The sequence below is a fragment of the Gluconobacter sp. Gdi genome (genome assembly GCF_014132155.1).
Lineage (GTDB): Bacteria > Pseudomonadota > Alphaproteobacteria > Acetobacterales > Acetobacteraceae > Gluconobacter.
This window is the reverse complement of record NZ_BLJQ01000008.1, coordinates 39,516-66,115: the sequence shown is the minus strand read 5'-3', so window position 1 is coordinate 66,115 and position 26,600 is coordinate 39,516. Positions and strand designations below refer to the sequence as shown.

15 protein-coding genes are annotated in these 26,600 nt (G+C 52.9%); 8 read left to right on the top strand and 7 right to left on the bottom strand.

The window, feature by feature from the left end:
- Positions 1 to 58 precede the first annotated feature (58 nt).
- From hydA to JN414_RS12925, 3 genes are all read left to right on the top strand, one after another.
- The gene (gene hydA, locus JN414_RS12935) at positions 59 to 1,474 is read left to right on the top strand and encodes a dihydropyrimidinase (RefSeq protein WP_202208293.1); all 1,416 of its coding nucleotides are present in this window, start codon (positions 59 to 61) and stop codon (positions 1,472 to 1,474) included.
- A 35-nt stretch (positions 1,475 to 1,509) separates the two neighbouring features.
- Positions 1,510 to 2,829 (top strand): aspartate aminotransferase family protein, encoded by a 1,320-nt coding sequence (locus JN414_RS12930; protein WP_202208309.1) that lies wholly within the window; start codon positions 1,510 to 1,512, stop codon positions 2,827 to 2,829.
- A gap of 210 nt (positions 2,830 to 3,039) precedes the next feature.
- Positions 3,040 to 5,382 carry a TonB-dependent receptor gene (locus JN414_RS12925; RefSeq protein ID WP_202208292.1) on the top strand — a complete coding sequence of 781 codons (2,343 nt, stop codon included), beginning with the start codon at positions 3,040 to 3,042 and terminating at the stop codon, positions 5,380 to 5,382.
- 96 nt (positions 5,383 to 5,478) lie between these two features.
- Here JN414_RS12925 and zigA read toward each other — a convergent pair whose 3' ends face one another.
- Positions 5,479 to 6,681, bottom strand: a complete 1,203-nt coding sequence (gene zigA / locus JN414_RS12920) for a zinc metallochaperone GTPase ZigA (protein WP_202208290.1) — start codon at positions 6,679 to 6,681, stop codon at positions 5,479 to 5,481.
- Positions 6,682 to 6,770: 89 nt separating this feature from the next.
- On the opposite strand from zigA, the gene JN414_RS12915 reads away from it, so the two are divergent.
- The gene (locus tag JN414_RS12915) at positions 6,771 to 7,376 is read left to right on the top strand and encodes a DUF1826 domain-containing protein (RefSeq protein ID WP_202208288.1); all 606 of its coding nucleotides are present in this window, start codon (positions 6,771 to 6,773) and stop codon (positions 7,374 to 7,376) included.
- Positions 7,377 to 7,698: 322 nt separating this feature from the next.
- Here JN414_RS12915 and JN414_RS12910 read toward each other — a convergent pair whose 3' ends face one another.
- From JN414_RS12910 to JN414_RS12890, 5 genes are all read right to left on the bottom strand, one after another.
- Positions 7,699 to 7,923 carry a hypothetical protein gene (locus JN414_RS12910; protein ID WP_237390060.1) on the bottom strand — a complete coding sequence of 75 codons (225 nt, stop codon included), beginning with the start codon at positions 7,921 to 7,923 and terminating at the stop codon, positions 7,699 to 7,701.
- Positions 7,924 to 8,179: 256 nt separating this feature from the next.
- Entirely contained in the window at positions 8,180 to 16,435 is an 8,256-nt protein-coding gene (locus tag JN414_RS12905) for a GH36-type glycosyl hydrolase domain-containing protein (RefSeq protein WP_237390059.1), read from the bottom strand.
- Between the two features lie 710 nt (positions 16,436 to 17,145).
- Entirely contained in the window at positions 17,146 to 19,392 is a 2,247-nt protein-coding gene (locus tag JN414_RS12900) for a xanthine dehydrogenase family protein molybdopterin-binding subunit (RefSeq protein WP_202208284.1), read from the bottom strand.
- A gap of 12 nt (positions 19,393 to 19,404) precedes the next feature.
- Positions 19,405 to 20,412: a xanthine dehydrogenase family protein subunit M gene (locus JN414_RS12895; protein ID WP_202208282.1), complete on the bottom strand. Its 1,008-nt coding sequence runs from the start codon at positions 20,410 to 20,412 to the stop codon at positions 19,405 to 19,407.
- Positions 20,409 to 20,915, bottom strand: coding sequence for a (2Fe-2S)-binding protein (locus JN414_RS12890; RefSeq protein ID WP_202208280.1), 507 nt, complete (start codon positions 20,913 to 20,915; stop codon positions 20,409 to 20,411). The genes JN414_RS12895 and JN414_RS12890 overlap by 4 nt, the downstream gene beginning before the upstream one ends.
- Before the next feature lie 271 nt (positions 20,916 to 21,186).
- Here JN414_RS12890 and JN414_RS12885 point away from each other — a divergent pair, with 271 nt between their 5' ends.
- From JN414_RS12885 to JN414_RS12870, 4 genes are all read left to right on the top strand, one after another.
- On the top strand, positions 21,187 to 22,413 hold the full coding sequence (locus JN414_RS12885; protein ID WP_202208278.1) for an MFS transporter: 1,227 nt from the start codon (positions 21,187 to 21,189) through the stop codon (positions 22,411 to 22,413).
- A 132-nt stretch (positions 22,414 to 22,545) separates the two neighbouring features.
- Positions 22,546 to 23,682 carry an acyl-CoA dehydrogenase gene (locus tag JN414_RS12880; protein WP_202208276.1) on the top strand — a complete coding sequence of 379 codons (1,137 nt, stop codon included), beginning with the start codon at positions 22,546 to 22,548 and terminating at the stop codon, positions 23,680 to 23,682.
- Positions 23,679 to 24,410 (top strand): PIG-L deacetylase family protein, encoded by a 732-nt coding sequence (locus JN414_RS12875; protein WP_202208274.1) that lies wholly within the window; start codon positions 23,679 to 23,681, stop codon positions 24,408 to 24,410. Before JN414_RS12880 ends, JN414_RS12875 begins: the two co-directional genes overlap by 4 nt.
- Positions 24,407 to 25,027: a class I SAM-dependent methyltransferase gene (locus tag JN414_RS12870; protein ID WP_202208272.1), complete on the top strand. Its 621-nt coding sequence runs from the start codon at positions 24,407 to 24,409 to the stop codon at positions 25,025 to 25,027. Before JN414_RS12875 ends, JN414_RS12870 begins: the two co-directional genes overlap by 4 nt.
- Here JN414_RS12870 and JN414_RS12865 read toward each other — a convergent pair.
- A complete protein-coding gene (locus JN414_RS12865) occupies positions 24,909 to 26,183 on the bottom strand; it encodes a glycosyltransferase family 2 protein (protein WP_202208270.1) in 1,275 nt (424 codons plus the stop codon). The two genes, JN414_RS12870 and JN414_RS12865, sit on opposite strands and share 119 nt — an antisense overlap.
- Positions 26,184 to 26,600 lie beyond the last annotated feature (417 nt).

Below are 26,600 nucleotides of genomic sequence, written 5' to 3'. Positions count from 1 at the left end.
CAGTTTCGGTAAGACAACGACATAATGCCAACCGCTTTTCCTGAAGGGAAGGGATGTCATGCTCCTGATCAAGGGTGGAACAGTTGTTACGTCTGAGCGGCGTTTCAGAGCAGACGTCCTGTGTGACGATGACGGGAAAATCGCGGCTGTTCAGGCGGATATGGAAGCGCCGACAGGCTTTACCATCGTTGATGCAGATGGGCTGCTTGTCATGCCAGGGGGGATAGATCCCCATACGCATATGGAAATGCCCTTTATGGGCACGACGGCCAGTGACGATTTCTATACAGGCACGGCCGCCGGGCTCGCCGGAGGTACAACGAGTATTATCGATTTCGTCATCCCCGAGCATGGACAGTCGCTTCATGACGCGTGGAAGGCGTGGCGGGGCAAAGCCGAAAAAGCGTCTGCCGACTATGGTTTCCATGTCGCAGTGACGCACTGGGATGACCAGGTTCACCAGGATATGGAAACACTGGTGCGGGACTGCGGCGTTAATTCCTTCAAACATTTCATGGCCTACAAGAACGCCCTGATGGTGGATGATGAGACGTTTCTCAACTCCATGCGCCGAGCGGGCGAACTGGGCGCTTTATGCACCGTGCATGCCGAGAATGGAGATGCCGTGTCCTTTCTTCAGGAATCTCTCCTGAAAGCGGGAAACACTGGCCCCGCGGCGCATCCGCTCTCCCGCCCATCCAGCGTAGAAGGAGAAGCCGCTCAGCGCGCCATTACGCTGGCAGCTGTCAGCAATACCCCCCTTTACATCGTTCACGTTTCCACGCGCGAGGCGACCGAAGCCATTGCAACGGCCCGCCTTCGCGGTTTGCAAGTTTATGGGGAAGTTCTTCCGCAGCATCTGGTTTTCGATGAGAGCGTTTACCAGTCTTCGGACTGGCTGAAGGCATCGCGCTACGTCATGAGCCCACCTTTCCGCGAAAAATCGCATCAGCAAGCGCTCTGGGGCGGCCTTTCTTCCGGCCAGCTCCACACCACCGCAACGGATCACTGCTGCTTCTGCCGTTCCCAGAAAGAAATGGGCCTCACCAATTTTACGCGCATCCCCAACGGTGTTCCCGGCATTGAGGATCGCATGAGCATTCTGTGGCATCACGGCGTTGTCGGCGGCAAGATAACTCCGGAGCAGTTTGTTGCCCTCACGTCCACCAATACGGCCCGCATCTTCAATATCCATAGCCGGAAAGGCATGATTGTTGAGGGTGCAGACGCGGATATTGTGCTGTGGGATCCATCGGCGTCGCGAACCATGTCTGCCGCCACACATCATCAGAATGTCGATTACAATATTTATGAAGGCATGACCGTTACAGGCGTGGCAAAAAAGACAATCAGTCAGAGCCGCGTCCTTTGGGATGACGGTACACTTCGTGCCGAGCGCGGGCAGGGCCGGTATGTCGAGAGAGCACCTTTTAAGAAAAAAACATCTGACAGCCTGATGGAGGCAGTATCGTGACTACATTGACGAACGAAAGCCTGTGCGCCCTTGCCATGAGTGAGGGACGCAACTGGATGCCCTTTACGGCAAACAGACTGGTTAACGGTCGGGGCGATCATCGTGTCGTGGCCTCAGCCAAGGGGCCTTACTATACGATGGCCGATGGCAAAACGGTCTTCGACACGCTGTCTGGGCTATGGTGTACGCCTTTAGGCCACGGAAATCCACGCATAGCGGACGCACTTCGTCAGCAGGCAGAAACCCTGGATTTCGCACCCGGATTCCAGATGACCCATGCACCTGCTGTCACGCTGGCAGCGCGCATTGCAAAGATGGCCCCTGAAGGCCTTGAGCATGTTTTCTTCGCAAATTCTGGCTCAGAAGCTGTTGATACTGCACTAAAAATTGCAGTCGGCTTTCACAAGCTTAACGGTGAAGGCGGCCGTTTTCGTCTCATTGGACGCGAACGAGGTTATCACGGTGTAGGGTTTGGTGGCATGTCTGTCGGCGGCATTGTTCCGAACCGCAAGATGTTCGCCACGGTGATGGTCCCTGGCGTGGACCACATCCGACACCCTTACGATCACGCCCATATCGCATTTTCAAAAGGGCAACCGGAGTGGGGCGCCCATCTGGCGGACGATCTCGAGAGACTGGTGGCACTCCATGATGCCTCCACAATCGCGGCTGTCATTGTCGAGCCAGTGCAGGGATCAACCGGCGTTCTTGTCCCTCCCGTCGGATATCTTCAGAAGCTGAGAGAAATCTGTACGAAACACGGCATCCTTCTCATTTTCGATGAAGTCATCACAGGTTTTGGACGCATGGGAGAAAATTTTGCCTCCCAAAGATTTGGCGTCACACCGGATATGATTACCTTCGCCAAGGCGGTCACCAATGGGATCATTCCCATGGGCGGCGTTATCGTCACTTCAGAAATCTACAAAACATTCATGAATGGCCCGGACGCAGCCATAGAGTTCGCTCATGGCTATACCTATTCAGGGCATCCAATGGCCGCAGCTGTGGCTCATACGGTGCTCGACATCATGGAAGAAGAGGGGACCAATGCGGCTGTCAGAGCGTTGGAGCCTATTCTGGAAGAAGAGGTGCATGCATTGCAGGACCTGAAATCCGTAAAAGATCTGCGAAACATCGGCCTTACCGCTGCGATCGAACTCAATCCCCTTTCTGACAAATCTGCCCTGCGAAGTGTCCAGCTTTTTGAGCGCGGCCTGGAAGAGGGCGTGCTCCTTCGCGTCACGGGAGACACGATTTCTTTCGGCCCTCCATTTATTTCGAATCCGGACCAAATCAGAGGAATGATAGCGCAGGTCCGAAACGTGCTTCTGAGTTGCGAAAAAGACTTTTAAATATTCATTCAAACCCCTGAATCCCAAGTAAATACACTCTAGGAAAGCCGAATGGGGGGTTCATCATTCGGCTAAAAACCGTTAAAATATCTCTACATTGTGTAAATACCATATTTTCGAATAAACTTTATTTATTATTTCATTATTGTTCCGAAATGTGTTTGAGTAGCTATTATTCAGTTTCACCAACTGAGCTTTCGGAGAAAAAAAGTGAAGACACTGGCTTCTCGTCTGTTCCTCGGTACTATTTTGAGTTCCATAATCCTCTCTGCAGAAACTGGGCTTTCCAGCGCGGCCCCATCCCATCATCTCCGTCATGTGACGCCATCTCATCGTGCGGCCCCGGGCACCCCGACAAAGCCACGTTCCCGCAGAACATCCATGATGGCATCCAGCGAGGAAAGCGTCGGGGTTCGTGGATCGAGAAGCGCGCGCAACTCTGGGGGAGGGATGATGCGGGTCGAAACCGCACCGTATGCAGTCCAGTCTGTTGGGCGCCAATATATCGAGATGAGAAGCCCGACATCGACCGGCCTTGATGTTGTCCAAAATCTTCCGAGTGTCAGCATTGCCATGCCAGATACGTCTGGCATCAAAGGCGGTGCACTGTATATGCGCGGTTTTACTGATGCCGATACGGCTTTGCTTTTGGATGGGGCTCCTGCATCTCTTGCCGCTTACCTTCAACAGAACGTTGATGCAGAGAACATCGAAACCGTCACCATGACCCCTGGGAGCTCTCCTATTGATGCGCCCGCATCCAATGCAACTGCGGGCACGCTGGACGAGCGCACACGGACACCCGGCAAAAAAGCCGGGGGAAGCATGGATTTTTCTTACGGCACAAACAACATGTCACGGGAATTCGTCCGGCTGGAATCCGGAGAAATTGGCAATTCCGGTATTCGGTCTTACATCTCAGTCTCAAATACTCATTCGAGACAATGGATGGGTGCAGGTACAAACCGCCGAACACATGTGGACGTTGGAGTTTTTAAAGAATTTACCAATGGATCCACTGTGAAATTCTTCGGCTCATGGAACAATTCCATGTTCACGATTGACGCCTATCCAGATGCTCAAACATTTTATAATTACAAGCATACAGGGCAGGGATATAATCGCACTAATGTCTGGGATAGAAACTCCACGTCCGCCGGAAATTACTGGCAAGGCAATATTGACTCCTGGAACCAGTTTTTTGTCACAACACAAGCCCATATCGTTATCAACAAACGCCTGACTTTTGACCTTTCTCCCTATTTTGCGACAGGCTTCGGCTGGGACGGTTCAACCGCGGGCACGCCAGCATCGACTGGTGCCACATATTTCTATGGAAACGGGCAGAAAGCTGACCCTTCTACACCGTTGAGCACATACTGGGCGCAGCACTGGTCCCCGCAAGTCGGGCTTGTCGCCAAACTGGGTTACGACATTGATCGTCATAACCATCTGTCTTTCGGATACTGGTATGAGAACAACGCCGTCGACTATTTCTTTCCGACCATGGCAACACAATCTAGCGGACGGAATGCCAAAACAAATGACAATGCCTATAAACTCTATACAGCAGATGGTCAGGAAGCAATTTACAGGTACGATGCCGGCTACGAGCTGAATTCTTTCTTTATCGAAGATACCGCCAAATATTTCAATGATCGCCTGACCATAAACGGTGGCTTCAAATATATCATGTCCAACTATTGGGATCGAGCTTCCGGGCTCAGCAAGTTTACGATCGGAGCGAATTCAACCGCGCCGCTTCCGCATCTTTCTATCTCATATAAAATTGACTCTCACAGTCAGGTTTACATGAATGCAGAAGGTGATTTCCGCCAGCCATCCCCCTCACAGCTCTCAGGTTCAACATCACTCCCCAAAAACCAGTATTCCATCACAGAACAGATTGGATATCGCTATAACAACCGGTATCTGACGTTCGATATTTCGGCATTCAATTCCAATATCACCAACCGTCTTCTCACCACCTATCTGCCCAATACCGCTTACGCAGTTTCCAATGCAGGGAACCAGACGATCCGCGGATTTGATGCCATGATTGCGGGAAGGGATTTCCATCATTTCAGCCCGTACGCGTCAGTGGAGTACCTGCATGGTACTTTTGACTCAAATATTCCCTATGGAGACACATATCTTCCCACTAAGGGAAAACAGTCCATTCTCACACCACGCGTTCTTGCAAATTTTGGACTGACCTACAGCAATGCAGGATTTTTTGGAAACTTCAGCCTTCACTATACCGGCCCTCAGTCAGTAACACTTGTGGGCGATCAGCGAATGCCAGGGTTTGTTACCAATACCCTTGCGCTTGGGTATCATTTTAAACCGCTCTATTTCCTGAGAACCCCTACGTTCCGTCTGAATTTCTCTAACCTGACAGGATCAATCATTCGGGTTGGGACAACCGGCATTACCAATAACTACCATAACGTGACCCTGCTCGATGGAAGTACCCTGGCAGGCAGCAACGGCGCGTCTTTCTATGTTCTTCCAAGGTTTTCGATGACAGGGACTATCTCATCAGATTTCTGAGATCATCCGGCTCTGAAGAAGAGGGGCTGAGCTTTGTACCAGATGGAACGGTTATTTTACCGTTCCATCTGGTATATGAGACAAAACAGCTGAAAATCAGGACCACAAAGGAAATGGATCAGGAAGATGATCATAGTGCCACGGCATGAAAATTTCGTCCTGTGACGGTAGGACAAGGCAATCGTCTAGTGCGGTACGAATTGCAACCTCGTCCATGCCAGCACCAATAAAGACCAGTTCCTGCCGGCGATCGCCATAAATATCGTCCCAGTATTTGGCCAGTGTCGCTCGCCAGCCTTCATCATCAGGCCAGTTGTCATGCGGAACACTCGCCCACCAACGCCCAGCCGCCTGATGACGCGCCAATGCACCCGCAATACTCAGATCTCCGACCCAATCCGGGCGGGTTGCAAGCCAGAAATAACCTTTTACCCGCACCACCCCATGCCATGACTGCTCGATGAAGTCTGCAAACGCTTCAGGTCTGAAAGGCCGATGGGCACGGTAGACAAAACTGGAAATTCCGTATTCTTCCGTTTCGGGACGATGTTCAGCATGCCCGTACAACTCTTTGAACCACAAGGGGTTCTGGTGTGCACGCTCGAAATCAAAGCGCCCCGTATTCAGAACCTGGTTTAAAGAAACTTTGCTCTGGCTCGTTTCAATCACGTTCGCGTCCGCATTGAGGGATCGGATGATCAACCGTGCAGCGTCTGCCTGCTCAGCAGTTGCCGTATCGATTTTATTAAGAACAATGACATCCGCGAATTCGATTTGATCCACAAAAAGATCTACGAGCGCACGTTCGTCTTCCTCTCCGGCAACCTCGCCCCGATCACGAAGAAAATCGCTTGATCCATAATCCTTCAGCAGGTTCACGGCATCCACAACTGTCACCATCGTATCGAGCCGAGCGACGTCGCTCAAACTCCGGCCTTCTTCATCACGGAATTCAAAAGTGGCCGCGACGGGCAGGGGTTCTGCGATGCCCGTTGACTCAATCAGAAGGTAATCAAACCTTTTTTCTTCTGCCAGTCGCGTCACTTCGGTCAGAAGATCGTCCCGCAACGTGCAGCAGATGCATCCATTCGTCATTTCCACGAGCTTCTCGTTGGTCCGGGACAGATTGCTCCCGCCATTACGGATCAGTTCGGCATCAATGTTCACGTCACTCATATCATTGACGATGACCGCCACTTTCAGGCTCTCGCGATTGTTGAGAACATGGTTGAGAAGCGTTGTCTTGCCAGCCCCCAGAAAGCCGGAGAGAACAGTCACAGGCAATCGGAAATCCGACATAAAGTAAGCCCTTGAAGAGGAGGAAAAGTTGCTGCTTTTGCAAATAATAGTTATGTTATAACATATCAATAGCAAGGATAAGCTTTTCCATGCCGTCATGTCCCACCCGCTGCCGTCTGGAGCATCAATCGTCGTTCAGAAACATCCTGCTTCCTCACAGCAGCATTGGTCTTCATCCGTGCGATATGTCTTCATCACTAACCCAGGCGACAAAAGATTATCTGACGGTGGGAGCTCAATCTCTGACAAGGCGAGGTTACCTACCCGATCTGGAAAAGCAGCTGCAGAGCGCATTTTCAGAACGCACACAGCCACTCCTGACGGATATTTTGGAAATAGCCGCACTTTACAGGGATATTTCCGGACACCAGGCGCTACGTGTACGACTGGAAAAGATCACAACAGATAGTTGTCGGAAATTCCACGTTGACTGCGTCGATCTGCGTTTGCTTCGAACCTATGTTGGCCCTGGTGTGCAATGGAAAACTGACAACGGATCAACCGTGCATCAGGCGCCCACAGGTGCCCTTGTTTTTCTCAAAGGAAAGCACTTTCCTGGGTGGGACAAAGCAGAGAAAATTCTCCATCGCTCACCCCCTCTCTCAGATCGTCCTATCAACGAGCGTGTCAGACTTTTGCTCACTCTTGACGAAGCCAGCGCCTGTGCAGATGCATCTCTCGAAATGGCCGCGTAAAAATTGGCCTAGCCTATTTCAACACTAGCCCGCCCAGATATCTGCACGCAGGCATACTTCCCGTCTTTTGATTCAGAACAAAGGACCATGGGCGTCGAATGGTATGTTTGTTGCAAGATAGCTTTCGCGCACTTGAGCGAAACCTTGCAAGTCTGGACGTTCGTTCTAAGGATGAAGAGTTAACCCACGGTTTGGATTGAACTGCGAGACGTCCAGACAATGATGATCTGCCCAACGCGGAAGATGCCCCCCAAAGCCCTGCTATAGCTTTAGGGAAGCAAGCACGGGTCGCTCATCTTCTGTTACCGGGAAAGCCTAAACCTTAATTGGTTGGATTTTCAGGCGCATCAGGAAGAACTGGTGGCTGGTCGGGCTTCGGATCGGGGGAGCCTTTCTCGGGCGGATACCTTTTGCCGGGCTTTTCTTCTTCCGGGGGCTCATCCGTAATCGGGCTTTTGTCGGGATACGGATCAAACGGCTCCCGCTCATCAGGAGAACCAGGAGCTTTTGTCGGATTTTTAGGAAGAGTGCTGCTGTGGAAAGACATGATCGCCTCCAGTGGTAAGATCATTCAATGGCTCAGCACGATAAGAGTTCAGATCACGTTAAAAAGACGGCCAGGCATCTGTCATAGCGTGTGGTGATACGCTACCAACCTCTGCGACATTCGAACATGACCTCAAGGCGGCTGAGGTGGCGGGGTTTGCGTCCTGGAATGCAGGAGTTGATCCCTTTTCCGTCCGATTGGTCGCCCTGAGCCTTATTAGGCTCAGGGAAGAAAACGATTGAGTCACGCCACGCTCTTAACCCTCTGGAATAAGAGCTGCCGATCTTCTGAGCACGAAATTTAAATTGTGCATAAGCCCATCATCTTGCATGTAGAATGGCTGTGTGAATGCAGTTGGCTCCCCATCGACCAGCATAAAGAGATCTCCCTGGCAGACATGGTCAGGGTTTTCTATCTGGATATGATAGTCCGACGTCTTCCAGCGCAGCTGGACTGTGTATGACGGCCAGGACGAGGGGATGTGCGGCTTAAGTGACAACCGATCTCCTTCGATCTGAACTCCCAGCAACGTCTCCACCCCAACCCGTTGCATCCATCCTGCTGACCCGGTGTACCAAGACCATCCCCCACGACCGACATGCGGGTCAGAGGAATACACGTCTGCCACCACGGCATATGGTTCGACCTTGTAGCGATCCGCTGCCGCTTGATCCCTGGAATGGTGAACGGGATTGAGCGTAGCAAACATCTCGTGTGCCGCATCGCCGTCCCCTAGAAGGGCAGTCGCCATAACCGTCCAGAGAGCAGCATGCGTGTACTGACCGCCATTCTCCCGGATACCTGGCGGATAACCCCGAATATAACCCGGATCAGGCTCTGACGTATTGAAGGGAGGTGTCAAGACCATGATGATCTCCTTGTCCAGATCAACAAGCTGCTCCTGAACGGCCCGCATGGCCTGTCGGGCTCTCGCGGGAGATCCGGCCGCTGAAATTACTGCCCAGGACTGAGCAATGGCATCAATTCGCCCCTCGCTGTTTGCATGACTACCTAGAGGGCTACCGTCGTCAAAATAGGCGCGCCGATACCAGGAGCCGTCCCACGCTGCCTCCAGCGCACTCTCAAGTTCTGCCATGATCCGTGTCCACTTCGTGACGTGCTCAGTATCCTGCCGAGCTCGGGCCAGTGGAAGAAATGCGGACAGCGCAGCATGCGTGAACCATCCCAGCCAGACGCTTTCTCCGCGCCCGGCTTCGCCAACGCGGTTCATCCCGTCGTTCCAGTCGCCGGTTCCCATAAGCGGGAGGCCATGCGCGCCTCTTTGCAGGCTGTGATCGAGCGCAAGAACGCAGTGAGCATAGAGAGACGCTGTTTCGTCCGTGACTTCCGGCTGGAGAAAACGCTCATGCTCTCCATCTGCCAGAACTGGAGCCTCCAAAAATGGAATTTCCTCATCCAGAACAGTCGTGTCACCACTCACGCGAACGTAGTGCGCAACTGTGTAGGCCAGCCAGGCACAGTCATCAGAAATCCTTGTCCGAACACCATTTCCCTTTTGGGGAAGCCACCAGTGTTGGACGTCTCCTTCAGGAAACTGTCTGGATGCAGCCCGAAGAAGATGCTCACGCACCAGTTGAGGAGCCGATAGAACAAGAGACATCCCATCCTGAAGTTGGTCCCGGAACCCATAGGCGCCGCTGGCCTGGTAAAAGCCCGCCCGTGACCAGATGCGGCTGGACAGGGACTGATACAACAACCAGCCATTCAGCATGATATCCATGGCGCGATCAGGTGTGTGGACCTGTACGGCCCCCGTGATCTTGTCCCATCTGCGATGAACTGCATCCAGAACCATATCCAGATTTTCTGTTCTATACTGCCGAACCAGTTGACGGGCATGCTCAGCATTTCGTCCCTGACCCAGCAGGAAGACAATTTCCGTGCTTTCCCCCGGCTCAAGCGTAATGAGAGTCTGCAATGCAGCACAGGGGTCAATACCTGCCCCGACAATACCCTCAAGCGGGCCTCCACGGACAATGGCTCTCGGGGCAGAAAGAGTGCCATTGCGACCGATGAATGTACGCCTGTCATCCGTGCTTGAAGTCTGCTGACTGGCCAGATCCGCAAATGCGATCTTTTCCCCAAACGTCTCGCCCCACTTGTTCCTGACAAACAGCGCGCCCGTGTCAGGATCCTGCTCGGTAAACACAAAAGGTGCCGTCGTGCTGCGAGACTGCCCTAAAACCCACTCGGTATAGGTGGTCACCCTCAAAGTGCGGGACCGTGAGGACGTATTGGTCAGTTTCAGTCTGGAAATTTTTACAGGATCTTCAAGCGGAACATATTGCAGCAGGCTCGCGGCAATCTCGTTGGCATGACGATCAAACCGGCTATATCCGCGCCCGTGTCGGCAAACATAGACAGCATTGTCATCAGAGCAGACGGCGGCCAAAGGGGACCAGAACTGACGACTTTCTTCGTCGCACAGATAAAAGGCCTCGCCAGTCGGGTTAATGACCGGATCATTAGACCAGGGTGTTAGCTGATTTTCTTTGCTGTTTTCAGCCCAGGTGTAACCGCTACCTTCCGCCGAGACCTGAAAGCCAAAATGAGGACTGGAAACAACATTGATCCAAGGGGCAGGGGTCCGGGTTTTTCCGCGGATGATAACAGCATATTCCTTGCCGTCTGACGTGAACCCTCCATATCCGTTTGCCAGTTCAAGCTGGGGTGCTTCAGGCGCTTCCTGTGGTCCATGGTAGGCTTTGCAGGGACGTACAGCAGTCTGCACAACTTTTGTGCGCTGCATCATCTCGATATGGGTTATCTGATGTTGCAGGTTTCCGCCTTTCCCCGTCAAAACGACGTAGGCCACCGAGAACAGAAGCTCCCTGACTGTCTCTGACATGAGACTTCCGCGCAGAAGACGAACCGTTCCAGTCTGCCCGGATGATCGAACAAGCGCTTCGAGAGCATGTTGTAAATCCTGGGCATAAGACGTCGGATGGTCATTCAGAATGACGAGATCAAACGCCAGTCCCTTGAAATTCAGATAGTCATGCGCCGTGAGAAGGGTACGGGCGAGATCGAAATCCTCGTTTTCAGTGATGACCAACAGCAGGATCGGCAAATCACCCGAAACGCCCTGTCCCCATAGGTCTGCCTGTTTACCTGCGCCCCGTTTGATACGGACAGCAGATGAGCGCAGGGTGGGCCCCGGAAACAGAAGATAACCCCCAAGCTGCTGAAACAGGTCTGCCTGTACGGGCTGGATATCGAGATGCCTCAAGTGAACCTGAGCATGCGTCCAGGCCAGTGTCAGGGCACGATCGAGATCAGCTTCACTCTGGTGACGCTCAATACTCTGCATGAGCGCCTCACGTGTGGACGCAACGATTGTCCAGAATGACACATGCCGAGTAGAGCGTGCAGGAATTGTCAGCTTACACCGAGCAGAGAAAATGGGATCCAACACCGTTCCGGTTGATCCAGAGAGCGGGCCTTCCTGAATTACGGCAATCGGCGCCCGCAAATCCCGTCCACGGCCAATGAAACGAGAGCGATCAGTCTCGATGGAAAGAGTGTTACCCCCAACAATCAGATGCGCGGCCCAGATCTCCGCATCAGAGGGATTTCTTTTTCGCCGGGTTGCAATGATTGCCCGGGAGGAAGGAAGATATTCCGTCTGTACAAACATCTTGGCAAACGCAGGATGGCTGATGTCCATACCAGGTGGGCACAAGGCAAGTTCAACGTAAGAGGTTACGTTGACTTCAACTGTTGATGTACCGGAGTTCCGCAACGAAACACGCCGAAGTTCTGCGTCGTCTTCCGCTGAAACCAACACCTCCATCGTCGTCGTCAGTTTGTTGTCTTGCCGCGTATAGGTGGCACGATCTTCCCGGAATTCGATATCGTAGCTTTCGGCTTCTGCTCCGGAAGGCTGTAATCCCGCGGTCCAGAAGTGATTGTTTCCGGGGCTCTGGAGGTAAATATAGTTCCCCAGGTTATCGAGTGTAGGGTCCTGTCTCCATCTCGTAACAGCCTGTTCACCCCACTTGCTGTATCCGGACCCTGCGGCCGTCAGCATCACGCTGTAGCGTCCATTCGAAAGAAGATGAGTCACAGGAGCGCTTGTGTCTGCTGTCCGCAGATGACGACCTCCAGACTGGACCTGTACAGTCAGCGCGGCAGGCGCGAACTCTTCTTCCTTCAATGGTGTTGTAATCGCACCGCCTGTTGGTGCGCGCTCCTGAAGCAGGAGCTCCGCAGCCCCGATAATAGGCTCCGCATGGAAGCGGGATCGCATGAGGCCCTTCAGAACCGTGTCAGCTATTGCAAGGATCGACATGCCCTGATGATGGGCCATGTAAGAGTGAATAATTGCGACGGTCTGATTGGGTTGCAGGCGGGCCTTTGTATAATCCAGTGCCTCATAAAACCCATAGGTGCCCTGAGCTCCAGCCGCCTGCAAAACCCGAAAATTTTCCGTAGCCAGCCGTGCATCAACCATAGTGGCCAAGGCAGTGGCGTAAGGAGCGATGACCAGATTTTGCGCCAGTCCTCTTTTCATTCCTAATCCGGGGACGCCGAAATCGGAATATTGATAATTATAGTCCAGATCCCGCGCATTGTAGGCAGATTCCGAAATACCCCAGGGTACACCGCAGAACTGGCCATACTCAATCTGACGACGGACAATCTGGCGGCTGGTTTCTTCCAGAAGACTGTCAAAGGGGGCTGCCATAATCAGGGAGGGCATAAGATATTCGAACATGGACCCCGACCAGGACACCAGAGCCTCCCCATGGGCGACTGCGGCGAGGGGCCTTCCCAGACGGAACCATTCCCACGCAGGGATATCGCCTTTTGCAATGGCAAAAAAGACAGCGAGCCTGGCTTCCGAAGCCAGCAGATCGTAGCAGTTATTGTCGAGAGTGCCTTCATTGACGACAAACCCGATTGAGAGCAGTTTCCGGTCGGAATTTCTGAGAAAACCAAACTCCATTTCCAGTGCCATGGTTCTGGCGATCTGTGCAATTTTACGGAGTTCGTCATGAAGTAAAGGATTGTTCTCCAGATCCTTGCGTTCACTCTGAATGCAGGTTTGCGCAGCGTGCAGCCAGAACAGAAGGTTTTCGGCTCCTGTGACAGACGAGCCTTTTCCCGCACTCCCTGCCATGGCACGCCTTTGCAGCAGATGCGCCAGTTCTTCCGCCTGACTGACAAGCATCTGCACTCGGTACGCAACCGTGATCTGGCTGGCATGACCTTCCTTCATATTCTGCAGAAGGGTCTCTACGAGTTGAGCGATTTCGGAAGAGCGGAAGGTTCCACTGCCTGACGTAGCTTCTTCAAGTGCCAGGTTGAGAGCATCCTGCACACCCTCCCGCCAGGTATCGGACTTCCTTCCTTTTTGAATCCACTCTTCGCAGGCACCAGCCAGCGTGATCAGATGGCCAGCAAGGTTTCCGCTATCGACCGTCGAGACGTAAATGGGAGGAAGCGGAGAGAGGTCAGTAGTACTGTACCAGTTATAGAAATGTCCCCTGAAACGAGGAAGCTTCAGCATGGTGTCAAGGGTAGCCCTTAGACGCGAGGTTGCGTCAGCAACACCGATCCATCCAAAATCGCATGCTGCGACGATTGCGAGAAGATAAAGTCCCATATTGGTGGGAGACGTACGATGCGCGACCAGAGGGGCAGGGGTTTCCTGGAAGTTATCTGGCGGAAGCATATGATCAGCGTCAGAAACGAATGTTTCGAAATACCGCCATGTTCGCCGTGCCTGCATTCGCATGAAAATGGTTTCGGCTTCAGTAGCCTCAAGCCTGCGAGCCGAAGGACGATACTGGCTGACCTTCCATGCAATCGCTGGTGACAGGCTCCAGGCAAGGGCAAATGGAAGAATGACGATCCAAACCCACGGCGCTGCCACGAACATGACGCCCACCGCAAGAAAAGCAGTCAGAACAGCCCCGCTCATCTGACGGCAATATCCCTGCATCTCTTCACGTGGAGCCTCTGCCGCCTGCGCGGCCGTCACCCATTGGAGAAGGTGCTTTCTGGTGACGAAAACACGTCCTAATGTTCGGGTAATGGCATCGCCCATCAGGCACGCCTGATCAGCCAGAAACGCAAAGCATAGAGCAGTTGTCAGAGCGGTACGTTTGAGATCGACTGTCAGAAGAGAAAAATAGCTCCGAAAAGTTTCTCCTCGTCTCCGCCTGATAATATCAACCAGAAGAGGTAAAGATGCCGGAATGGCGAGCGTCGAGACAATGCAGAGGCTCCAGACGACTGCATTATGTAGCCCGAGGAACCAGCCTGCAAACAGGGCGCTGACAGCCATGGGGGCTGAAAGGCTGCGACGTAGATTATCCAGCATCTTCCAGCGCGCAATGCCCGTGAGAGGGCGGGTTTTTATCCGAATGGTTGGAAAATAGCCCATCCATGAGAATATCCATGGAAGAAGCTGCCAATCTCCCCGCACCCAACGATTGAGACGGGCCACAGAGACCAGATAGTCCGTGGGATATTCCTCAATAACCTCAATATCGGTCACGAGACCTGCGCGGGCAAAAACGCCTTCGAAGAGATCATGGCTGAGAAGCGTTCCATCTGGAACCCGGCCAGCTAACGCAGCTTCGAAAGTGTCAATTTCGTAAATACCTTTGCCTGCAAAAGAACCCTCTGCAAACATATCCTGGTACAGGTCGGATACGGCGGCCGTATAAGGTTCTATTCCATTCGGGCTTGAGAAAACCCTCTGAAAAAGTGTGCTCTGTCGCGCTTCCGGCAAGGATGGCGTAACCCGCGGCTGGAGAACCGCATATCCCTCCGTGACGCGCCCTTCTTCTGGATCAAAACGGGCATTATTGAGCGGATGCGCGATCTTGCCGACGAGCCGCCTGACAACCTCATGTGGCAGACGTGTATCGGAATCCACAGTCACGATATACCGTACGTCCTGAGGGATGCTCTGACCGGACAGGGTTAGAAAACTGGTATCCGTTGCGCCACGGAGAAGGCGGTTCAACTCATGGAGTTTGCCACGTTTACGCTCCCATCCGATCCATTTCTCTTCGCTTGCGCTCCACACCCGCCTACGATGGAGAAGGAGAAATCTTGTCCCGGCAGGCCCCGCTTCATAAGTCTGATTCAGGCGCGCAATCTCTCGCGTAACAACATCAAGAAGATCCTGATCTCCTTTCCGGCTTTCTATGGGAGAGTCCGTCCAGTCTGTCAGTAGTGCAAAATAGATCTCACCATCGCGGCTGGAGAGATAATGCTTCTCAAGGCGGTTCACCATTTCCACGATGGAGGACCGCTTTGTCAGCAGGGTTGGGACGACCACCATGGTTCGCAGATGCGCTGAGACGCCTTCTTTAAGCTCCAGCGCAGGAAGCTCTGACACTCTGATGGCCCACATCAGGAAGCGGTTCACACCGGCCACAACAGCATCCGTAGCCGGAATAAATCCTAAAATAATCAGGATGAGAGCTGCATGACCTGAGAGGTTTCCGCTCATGAAGGACAGGAAGGCTGACAAGAGCAGGAGCGTCAGTAACGTAACGCCCAGGCTGTATCCTGTGATGCCCAGCTTGCGGCATGCCTGTCCGACTTGGACACGGAGGGGTGCGTGGAACTTCAGCTGCGCTTCGAGCCACGGACGCCCTTCTGCCAGAAGGTAATAGCCGGGGTCTGACCGACGAGGATCAAAATTCTTCTCCTCTTTCGCCATCGCCGCGAGAGACGTCACCTTCTGCGCGATTTCACATTCCGTATAGTTAGATCCCTTGGCAAGCGCCTCAACAGCTTTGCTGTATAAATTCCGGGTTGCAGCATCCATCTCGGCAAAGCCGGCATGTCGATAAAGTATTTGGCTTACTGCGCTAATTTTTTCGACAATGCTGTTCCAATCCAGCATGGTCGTTAGCCGCATACTCGTGATAATATTTCTGATAGTGGCGTTTAAAGAGCTTTGTTCTTGTAATTCTTCATGAACGATCTGATCCAGATCTGTTCCTTTTTCCTGCAATATTCCTTCCAGCCACAAAAATGCCGGATCTTTCTGTGGATCTCGCCCTTTCAAACGATGCGCAAATTGTACAAGAAACGCCGGGCTTAATATTTCCGTATTGATTTTGGAAAGGCTTTTAAGGATTTTTGCATTGCTGGCCTGAACATCAAGAAACAACATATTGGCAAGATTATCAGCCTGCTTCCGTTCTTTCAGGTTCTGACAGATTTTGTCTGCTACGCGCCGCAGGTTCTCAATCAGGACTATTCTGATCTGCGTGGGGATGGCCCAAAGCTCTCTGATTAAGAGAGGTCTGTTTTTCTGATAGGCACCCAAAAACTGACATATCGTTTTAGGCTCAATATGGCTGTCCGTATGAGCCACAAGCGCCCAGGCTATTTCGAACACCCTCGGTAAACCGGAGAATGGCCCAAGGGAAAGTTCAGGGAGGTCTTTGTAATATCTGGAGGGAAGATCAAATTTAATGGCCTGTATCTGGGCGTCCATCAGGTAATAATTGTCGATCAACCATCCTCCGGCGGGGGTAATCTGTTCCCCTCTCTCGGAGGCCTGAGATAAAATAATGTTTGATTCCAGAAGAACCTTGGCATTTTCGTCTAATCGGCCAGGCAATATATTGTCGTGCGTGGCAACAACAATATTTTCATGATTTTCTGCCAAGCTTTGAGCATGCTGCAACAGTCGATCACCACTAAAAAGATCGGACCGAATAATCCTTCCATCATGAAACCGAAACGAATTTGCGGCAGTTTTCCTGGAAAAAATAGCCATTTCTGCGGTTCCTTTAGGCGGGAAGCATCCAGCCATTGTTAAGACTGTGTTGCAGAGGTACTTCTAGGATGTATATTTTTCGTTATATTTCTGGTCGTTATGTATTACGAAATTAACAATTTTACGGAAGTTATGATTACCTAAAACGACACACTAAAAACATAACGCGCGATCAGGATGTTAGTTAGCGGTCTGAAAATATTTCCTGAGAAAACAGAAGCAGGCTCAGCTCACGCTCCTTCGATCTGACGAGGAACGCTGTTTCAGATCAAAAATATCAATTCCTGCTGGGCCTAAGTAATGCGGGAATAAAAGACCTGCAGACAGACAGGTTATGATCAGTGAGAGACAGCAGCTACATAAAACGTGTCGCTGAACCGTGTTATTTGATTTTTGACTGCCTCTTCTCTCTTTTGGGCCCATATGAGCCTAAAAGACTACAAAACTCAGCTTCCAGGGATGATAGGAAGATTGCGATAGCGGTGGCCTGTTGCATGAAAGATGGCATTTGCAATCGCCGCAGCAGTCCCACACATACCAATCTCTCCCACACCCTTGACGCCAAGAGGGCTCACTTCCGGATCGTTTTCCTCAACAAAGAGTACATCCATGTCCGGAATGTCTGCATGTGCCGGGATATGGTATTCGGAAAAGTTGTGATTCATGAAGCGACCGACGCGCTCGTCCATCAGGGATTCCTCGTGAAGGGCCATCCCGGTTGCCATCACCATGGCACCACGAACCTGACTGGCTGCCGTCTTGGGGTTCATTATACGGCCAGCCGCAACGGCATTGACCAGCCGGGTTACACGTATGATGCCGAGGTCCTCATCCACACGAACCTCGCAAAAGACTGCGCTATGGGTGAAACGGGCCTTTCTCATCTGGTTAAGAGTTCCGCGCAGTCCCGGTTTCGCAGTTTCTTCAACTTCGAGCATTTCTTGACCAGTCAAAGAAATGGCTTCCGGTAGGGAAAGTTTAAGTGTTTCACTTGCCTCTGCGCTTTGAAGGAACCCATCTTTAAGCACTATAGTGTTGTTCGACAGCCCTTCGGTCAGCCACGCGGAAGTACTCCCATTTTTGCTGAGCGTTTTGAACAGCTTCTCTCGCAAACTCTGACATGCAAGCCAGACCGCAGCGCCAGCCGAGGCGGCTGTCCACGAGCCGCCTTCTGTCGGGCACTCAGGGAGAGTTGAATCCCCCAGTTCAATATCAATTTTTTCGATAGGGATGCCGAACGCCTCGGAGGCTGTCTGAGCCAGGATCGTATAGGTTCCTGTCCCGATGTCAGATGCGGCTGTTGCAATACGCAGACGCCCATCAGCGGTTAGGGTGGCGCGAGCAGAAGTGGGGGAGAACATCGCATCCCAGATGCCTGTTGCCATACCCCAGCCGACCAATTCCTTGCCATCTCGCATGCTTTTGGGCGCCATAGGACGATCATGCCAGCCAAAACGGTCCGCGCCCTGAACCATAGCCTCTTTCAAGGCTTTGCTGGTCAACGGCATGTCATGCATGGCATCGACATCGGAATAGTTGTGCAGGCGGAATTTCAAGGGATCCATGGTGCAGGCATAGGCCATTTCATCGATGGCCATTTCAAAGAGATTAACCCCCGTGGCTGCACCCGGTGCCCGCATATCGCTGGATGTATAGGTATCCCGTGGCGCGACTTTGTAATCGGCTGTTGCATTGGGACATTTGTAATTGATCAAGCCCCAGACAACGAGATTTTCCATATTATGCTCAAAGCGGGAAGTATCTGTAACGCCTTGGACAATCATGGATTGCAGGGTTCCGTCCAGCGTGGCGCCGAGCGCAATGTCCATAATAGCCTCCGGGCGGAAGACATGCGTAAACATTTGCTGGCGTGTCAGGGAAACGCGTACCGAACGCTTCAGCATTTTCGCACCTAGTGCTGCCAGAAATACATTGTGCTGCGCACGTAGGCCTGATCCAAAAGCGCCTCCCACATAGGGATTACGAACGCGTACTTGATCTTTCGAGAGAGAAAGCGCGCTTGTCAGGTAAGCCTGTACGGCCTGCGGGCCCTGCGTTTTGTCCCAGACTGTAAACGTCCCATCGTCCTCGACAATAACGGTGGTAGCGTGCATTTCCATGGGATTGTGATGCTCAGGCGCCAGATGATAATGACCTTCAACCTTCACAGGGCTTAAAGCGTATGCCTCCGCTGCATTCCCGCGTGATTTGGGAGGCACGTAATTGCTACGAGGTTTCTCGGGCATGTATTTCTGATGCAGGGCGGCTTCGAAGTCCGCATTATGGGGCCAGCGCTCATAATCGACTTCCACGAGCATCGCGGCCTCGCGCGCGGCTTCGAATGTTTCTGCAAAGACCACAGCCACCGGCTGACCATTAAAACGAATTTCCCCATCGTGGAGGGGCCGGTAAGGCGAGCCAGGAACGCCAAGACCATCGACGTAGGATTTCTCGAAAAGAGCCGTGTGCGGTCTGTTAAGGTGGGTCATGATCTCCACCACACCCGGCACCGCACGAGCGGCTTCATCACGAATGGCCTCGATCTTCCCTCGGACAACAGGGCTGTTCACGATGAAGCCATACAGCATACCTGCAGGATGCGGTTCGGCAGCATATCTGGCTTGGCCTGTCACCTTGGCAAAGCCATCGATCCGAGAGACGGATTGTCCAATTTTTGCTGACACAAGAGTCATGTCTGGCCTCTTTCAGGAAATGCTTTTGTACGTCTGGGACTGGGGAGTGCCCGCGGCGGCCTGCAACAGAGCCCGGATGATCACACGGGGGGCCAGTTTGAGCTTTGCCGCGTTATCGCGATCTGTGACTGCACCTTGCAGAAGACATTCGGCCACATCCCGGAACAGGGAGGGAGACGGCACTTTCCCTTCAAGAAGTGTCTCCGCTTCGGGAACACACCAAGGTTTTGTGCCAACGCCCCCCATGGCAATACTGGCCTTCCGGATCGTATTGTTTTCAACTTGCAGACCCACAGCGACCGATACGATGGCAAAGGCAAAAGACAGGCGATCACGGACCTTGAGATAGGTGTGATTTTTGCCGAAAGAGATGGGCGGCAGATCTATGGACGTGACAATTTCGCCTTTACGCAGAACGTTGTCCTGCCACGGTGTATCTTCCGGAAGGCGATGATAGTCGCGTAAGGCAACAGCGCGCTCACCTTCCGGGCCGATAAGATTGACTGTCGCATTCAGTGCAGCCAAGGCGACGCACATGTCCGAAGGGAAGGTGGCAATACAGGCATCACTGGTTCCCAGAATGGCCATGATCCTGTTGCGTCCGCCCTTCGCAGAGCATCCTGTTCCGGGAGAACGTTTATTGCAGGCCATATCGGGATCATAAAAATAATGGCAGCGCGTTCTCTGGTTCAGGTTTCCGCCGTTCGTCGCCCGGTTTCGAATTTGCGGACTGGCCCCAGCAAGAATGGCAGACGCTAAAAGAGGATAGCGTTCTGTAACAAGCGGATGCGCCGCAGTGTCAGCATTGGTGACAAGAGCGCCGATACGTAGACCCCCGGCAGGTCTTTCCTCAATCTGGCTCATGGGCAAAGCATTGAGGTCCACGACATGCTCGGGCCGCTCAACGTCGGATTTCATGAGGTCAATCAGATTTGTGCCGCCTGCGAGATATCGCGCATGGTCAGGGATATGACTGGCGTTCTCGAAGGTCTCGGGACGAGAATAGGAGAAATGCCTCATGCTGCTTCTCCGGCTCGGTTCTGAAGCTGCTGCGAAACAACCTGTTCGATGGCATCGATGATGCCGTTATAGGCTCCGCAACGACAGAGATTGCCGCTCATGAACTCACGGATTTCTTCACGAGTTCTGACATGCCCTTCTTCCAGGAGCGCCACAGCAGACATGATTTGCCCTGGCGTACAGTATCCGCACTGAAAGGCGTCACGGTCGATAAAAGCTTGCTGCATAGGATGCAAATGACCGTCTGAACCAAGGCCTTCGATCGTGGTGATCTCAGCGTCCGGTATTGAAACGGCAAGGATGAGGCAGCTTTTCACGCGCTTTCCATTAACCAGCACAGTACAGGCGCCGCATTGCCCGTGATCGCATCCCTTCTTTGTGCCTGTCAGATCAAGACGCTCCCGGAGCAAATCCAGCAACGTCACGCAGGGTGGAAGATCAGCAGTGTGGCTCTTACCATTTATTTTGAGGCGACATGGGCTGGCGACAGACAGATCAGTCATTGGAAATCGCTCCGTTCAGCGTCAGTTTTTCGGCTGTTCAGAGTGTAAGAGTATGTGCTCCGGTGAGTTTCATATGAATTTCGTGCACCCGAAGCATGAAATCTTTATCGGCCCAAAATATAAGCTGATATTTGAGGGTAAACCGGCCTTTCGTGTCGATTAGAGATTTCTTTTTCTGTTTTTCCGTAACGTATCCGTGACTTGCTCGTTCATGATGGGAGCGATGGAGATCCAGTTTCCGCCGCTTTTTTAAAACACTTTGACTGGAAACATGGTGACGGAAAACAGAGCACAGACCCAACAACGAAAGGATGACCTTTCGCTAGACGGACTGAGTTTTCTCCTCGCGGACGTACAGGACAATCTGGGTAACTTCCTAACGGCTTTTCTGACGATCCATAACTGGCCTTCGAACCGGATCGGGGCCGCCATCGCTGCGGGTGGGCTGGGGGCGGTTCTGGCCCGTTCTGTAGGAGGCTGGGCTTTGGATATCGTCGCCTGCCGGCGCGCGATACTTGCCATCTGCTGTGGCGTGACTTTTGTCTCTGTCGCTATCATGGCCTGGGCTCCGGTCTTTTATCCTATTGTTCTGGCACATTTCATCGCCGGTGGAGCAGGAGCACTTTTTACGCCAATTCTGGCAGCAATCAGCCATCATACCGCAGGAGCCAGCGGCTATATCGGACGTATGGGCCGCAATGAATCTTTTAATCATCTGGGCAACGCGTCTTCCGGATTTTTGATGAGTCTTCTCGGAAGGATGTTAGGGCCGGTAGCGCCCTTATGGGGCGTTGGTGGCCTTGCGGCGGTCAGTCTTCTTCTTGTCGCTGGCTTTTCAGCTCAGGCGGACGAACCGTCAGGTCAATCCCGGGAAGCGGCATCCTTCAAAGAGACCTTGCATGCTATCCGCACGCTACTCTCAGAGCCGCGGCTGGCGATCTTCCTGACGACTTATCTTCTTTTCAATGTGGCAAATGGCGCCGTGGTCCCGCTTATGATCGAGCGTTACGCCTTTTTGCATCTTGGTGACCCTGCCATCGTCACAGCGATCTGTATCGTCGTCGCTCAGATCACCATGGCACCCATTGCTTTTCTCGTCGGCAAGAAGGCTCCGCAGTGGCCGCGCAAGCCTCTTTTTATTCTGGCACTTTCCCTTCAGCCCGTACGCGATGGCTTGGTGGTTCTGAGCGCAGGGTGGCCAACTCTTGCTCTTGTTCAAATTCTGGATGGACTGTCTTCAGGCATTATTCTGGTACTGTTCTACGCCATTCTTTCGGATATTGCTTCGGAAAGTGGACGACGAAATCTGCTGATCGGACTGGGATTGGCTCTGGGGACCATCGGCGCGCTTCTGTCCAATCTTGCAGGGGGTGCCCTGACGTCAGGATACGGATTCAACACAACTTTCCTGCTCCTCGGTCTTACGGGCGCGGCTGTAGCCTGTCTGTTTGCATGGGGCATGCCGGAAACCCATCGCACAGGTTCAGATCCCGCATGATGTGGTCTGTGCCGCTCATAGATACCGCACCCCAGCCCTCAAAAGAGTGACCGGGAGAGGGCTTTCGAATGGGGATCTCAGCCCAGCCGCCGAGCGTTGCCTAAAATGGGTTGTGCGGAAGGATACTCGGGCATGTCGAATTCAGGTCAGTGTTTCTCTGACGAAGGCCTTGTTGCTTTTCGGGCCACGCTGCAAGACCTCTTTAAAGACTGGAAAGACAGGCCCTTCAGTTCAACAGAAAATCTTTTCCCCAAAGACCTTTTGAAATCCCTTCAGGAAATCGGGGCACTGGATGCCCTTCTTCCTGCTGATGAGGGCGGCTTCGGACTGGCCCGCTCAGCGGAAGGACGTGGGGTTCTTCTGACGCTCCTTCGACGGACGGGCTATCTGAGCCTGTCTCTGGGGCGATGTCTGGAAGGGCATGTGAATGTTATTCGTCTTGTCACGCTGTATGGCACAAGGCAGCAGTGTCACACACTGAGCCAAACTCTGAAAAAAGGCGTTCTGGCAGGCATATGGGTCACAGACGGCAACCCTTCCGTGCTGATCAGCAAAGACGATGGGGGTTATAGGCTTTCCGGGATCAAAGGATTTGCCAGCGGCGTCAGTGAAGTCGGCTTAGCGCTGATCACGGCCACCACAGAGCAGGGCACGTCCGTCATGGTTCTTGTGCCCACCACTGACCCTAAACGCAGGCTCTCCGGGCCTGGCAAGCTTACCGGTATGCAGGCAAGTGGGACAGGCGCTTATGATTTCACGGATCTACCTGTGGCTGACGAGAATGTTCTGGGCGCTCCGGGAGACTATCTTCACCAGCCTGAATTTTCTGCCGGGGCATGGCGAGGATCAGCAGTTGCCCTTGGGGGCATGGGCCGACTGGTCGATCTGCTGAGACAGGAGCTTGTGGCGCGGGAGCGGGCAGATAATCCCCACCAGTTGTGCCGGATCGGAGAAGCCCTCATTCTGCAAAAAACTGCTGCCCTCTGGGTCGAGCAGGCGGCTCTCGCCGCATGCGGAGACGTAGCGATGAGACCGGAAGAAATCGTCGCGACGGTCAATCTTGCGAGACTTGCTGTCGAACGAGCAGCTCTGGAACTGATCACGCTTGTACAACGAGGTCTTGGACTCTCCGCTTTCGTGAAAGGCCGAGCGGTTGAGCAGGTCATGCGGGATCTGGCAACCTATCTGAGGCAGCCAGCCCCAGACGAAGCGCTGACCGAAGCCGCCGCCTGGTTTGTCAGACACGACTGGCCGGAGACACACTTATGAAAATCAAGGACATGCTTCGGCACTTTGCCACATTTCCAGTGACCTCTCTCGACAGGATGGCGCCGGGAACCACGCTTGTCCTCTCTCCCCATCCGGATGATGAAAGTTTGGGATGCGGGGGCTTCATCGCCACTGCAATAAAAGAGGGCAGGCCACCAGTTGTCGTCATCGTGTCTGATGGCTCTGCGTCTCACCCCGGTTCCGTGACGTGGCCACCCTTGCGCCTTGCAAGCCTTCGTCAGGAAGAAAGTAGACAGGCCTTAAAGGCGCTTGGCTTAGCTCCTGACCGACTAATGTTTTTAGGATTGGCAGATACCGCAGTTCCAACGGACGGACAGGACTTTGATGCTGCGATCCGTCATCTTCTTGAAATCGTCGGCCGGCATGATTGCCAGACGGTTCTGGTCCCTTGGCGTCATGACCCTCACTGCGATCATGAAGCCGTCTGGATCATGGGGCAGAAACTGAAAGCTTTGCGACCGCAACTACGAATACTCGCTTACCCGGTCTGGGGGCTGACACTTCCACCTGAGCAGGAGATCAAAGAAGAACCACCGACAGGATGGCGGCTCGATGTAAGGACCTTTCTGAACAAAAAACGGGAGGCTATCCGAGCACATCGAAGCCAAAGGGGACTGGTTGTAGAGGATGACCCGGATGGTTTTGTCCTGCCAGATCAGCTTCTCGAAAAAATGCTCCAGCCTTATGAACTCTTCATCGCATCATGAGCAACGAGACCTGGAAGCCGGAAGTCTTCGACAAGCTGTTTCAAAGCAACCCTGACCCATGGGATTTTGAAAACAGTCCATATGAACACAAGAAACTGGCACGGGTTCTGGACTGCCTGCCAGCCTCGCCGATTTCCTTTGCCGTAGAACTTGGATGTGCGATCGGCGTCAGTACACGCGCGCTTTCGAAGCACTGCAAACGCATTCTGGCGGTCGACGCGTCGGAGAATGCGCTTGCTATCGCAAGACAGCGCTTGGGAAAACAGGAAGACGTTTGCTTTCTCAAAGCTTTTTTGCCGACAGACTATCCGATCACTGAAGCGTCGGGTTGCGATCTTCTCCTTATTTCCGAAGTTCTTTACTTCCTTACGGCCAGCGACATTCAGCGCCTCGCGCTTATGGCTACGGAGAGCCTGACACCGGAGGGACATATCCTGATCGTAAATTGGACAGGGCAGACCGATACCCCTTGTACCGGCGATGAAGCTGCCGAATGGTTCATTCAGGCCTGTCGTGAAAGACACTGGCACCCTGATCTGTCAGAGCGAGGCGAGGGGTATCGTATTGATCGGCTGTCGCGGATTGCAGATTTTCAGGGACACGACGCTTCACTGTAGAAAGAAAGTTGAGAACACGTTCAGCACGTTCATAGTGTCTTTGCAGCTCATTACGACGAATACGGATAACGGGTAGTTCCGGATATGGCTGGTTAGACATGGATAACCGGCTTTCGCGCAAGTATTTGAGTTCTTTGCGGATACGAAGCAAACGTCTGGAAACCGGTTCGAAAATATCGTCGATACATTCGTCCTGTGCGATCAGTCTCCGGGCAAGAGTTTCCGCCATACCTCCTTGAGCGCGCCCCTGAAGACGCGCGGATACATACACTTTGACGTCCAAGGCATGGCGGACCGGAATCCCGTTCTGCCGCAATGCCTGATAAAATCCACGATCTTCTCCAGATGGGATGTGCGGAATCCCACCGACCTTGCTCCAGGCCTGGCGCGTGACGGCGATACTGGCTCCTGAATGTTCAAGATGCCGGGGCCAAGGGTCGTAAGGTTCAGGATTGAGCAGCAGCGCGATCTGTTCGAGAAGTGCCCCATAGGCCTGTTCTGCCTGCTCGTCCTCGTGAAGATGTGCAGGAATCTTCTTATATTCGTCTGGCAGGAGAAGCACCCGGCCAAAAACAGCATCGACCGGATACCGGACAAAAGCCGCAAGAATGCTTTCGATCCAGTCAGAGGCAACTTCACTATCGGCATCTGTAGTGAAAAGAATGGCATCGGACGAGGCGGCTCTGGCAGCATGAGCCATCGCATCCCGTCGTGCCAGACCTGCGCTTGCCAATGCCGCATCATAGAAGACCGTGACCGTTTCCAGTTCGAACGGCAGCTGATCAATCAGGGAACGCGCCCGCTGGCATGTGTCATCTGTGGTGTTGTTGATCCAGAGAATAACCTTGTCTGCCTTATATTTCTGTGCGGCCAACGCCAGAAGACAGGGAACAATATAGTCTTCCTCATTGCATACTGGGATCGCGACAACTCGCTGTTTTTTCCAGAGCAGCGAGTGTCTGCTTGCCGATGTAAGACTTGAATTGAGGACCGGGTTTTCTGGCCCGTAAGGACGTCCCAAAGGCTCCCCAGGAGCCGGAGTGTAAACTTTTCTCTTGGCCAAATACGATCTTTCAGACGTCTCTTCTTTGGGGAGATCATCCGTAGTCTTCGCTGTTGTCGGAGTTCCGAGGGCGGCGCTATTAAGAAAAGACATGTTCGCCTCCGTTGAGGAAACGAATCAATGGCTGAAGGCACCAAGAGTTCAGTTCAATTTAAAAAGATATGATTTATTCTTGAAACAACCGAGCACCCAGAAAATACGATCTTCGTAGCCGGTACCGTAATTTGAACTTCGTAGTGCCGGATTTGACGGGCACTTCTGAAGTTTATCACTCCATCCTGTTAATTCATTCGAACCGCAGGGCAATCCTTTTCTCGTATACCAAGGCTGGCGGGCCATTGGTTATCGTATCTGGATAGCCCCCAAAAAAAGCTTCTCTCGCAGCCCTGGCTGAAAAAAGCAGTCTTCAATGACTCTGTAATATCAGTTGTTAGACACTTCCTATGCGCGCCACCCTTTCGCTCCTGGGGTAGGGTTCGCATGCTCCGTGCGCCGTTCGCCCACGGATGG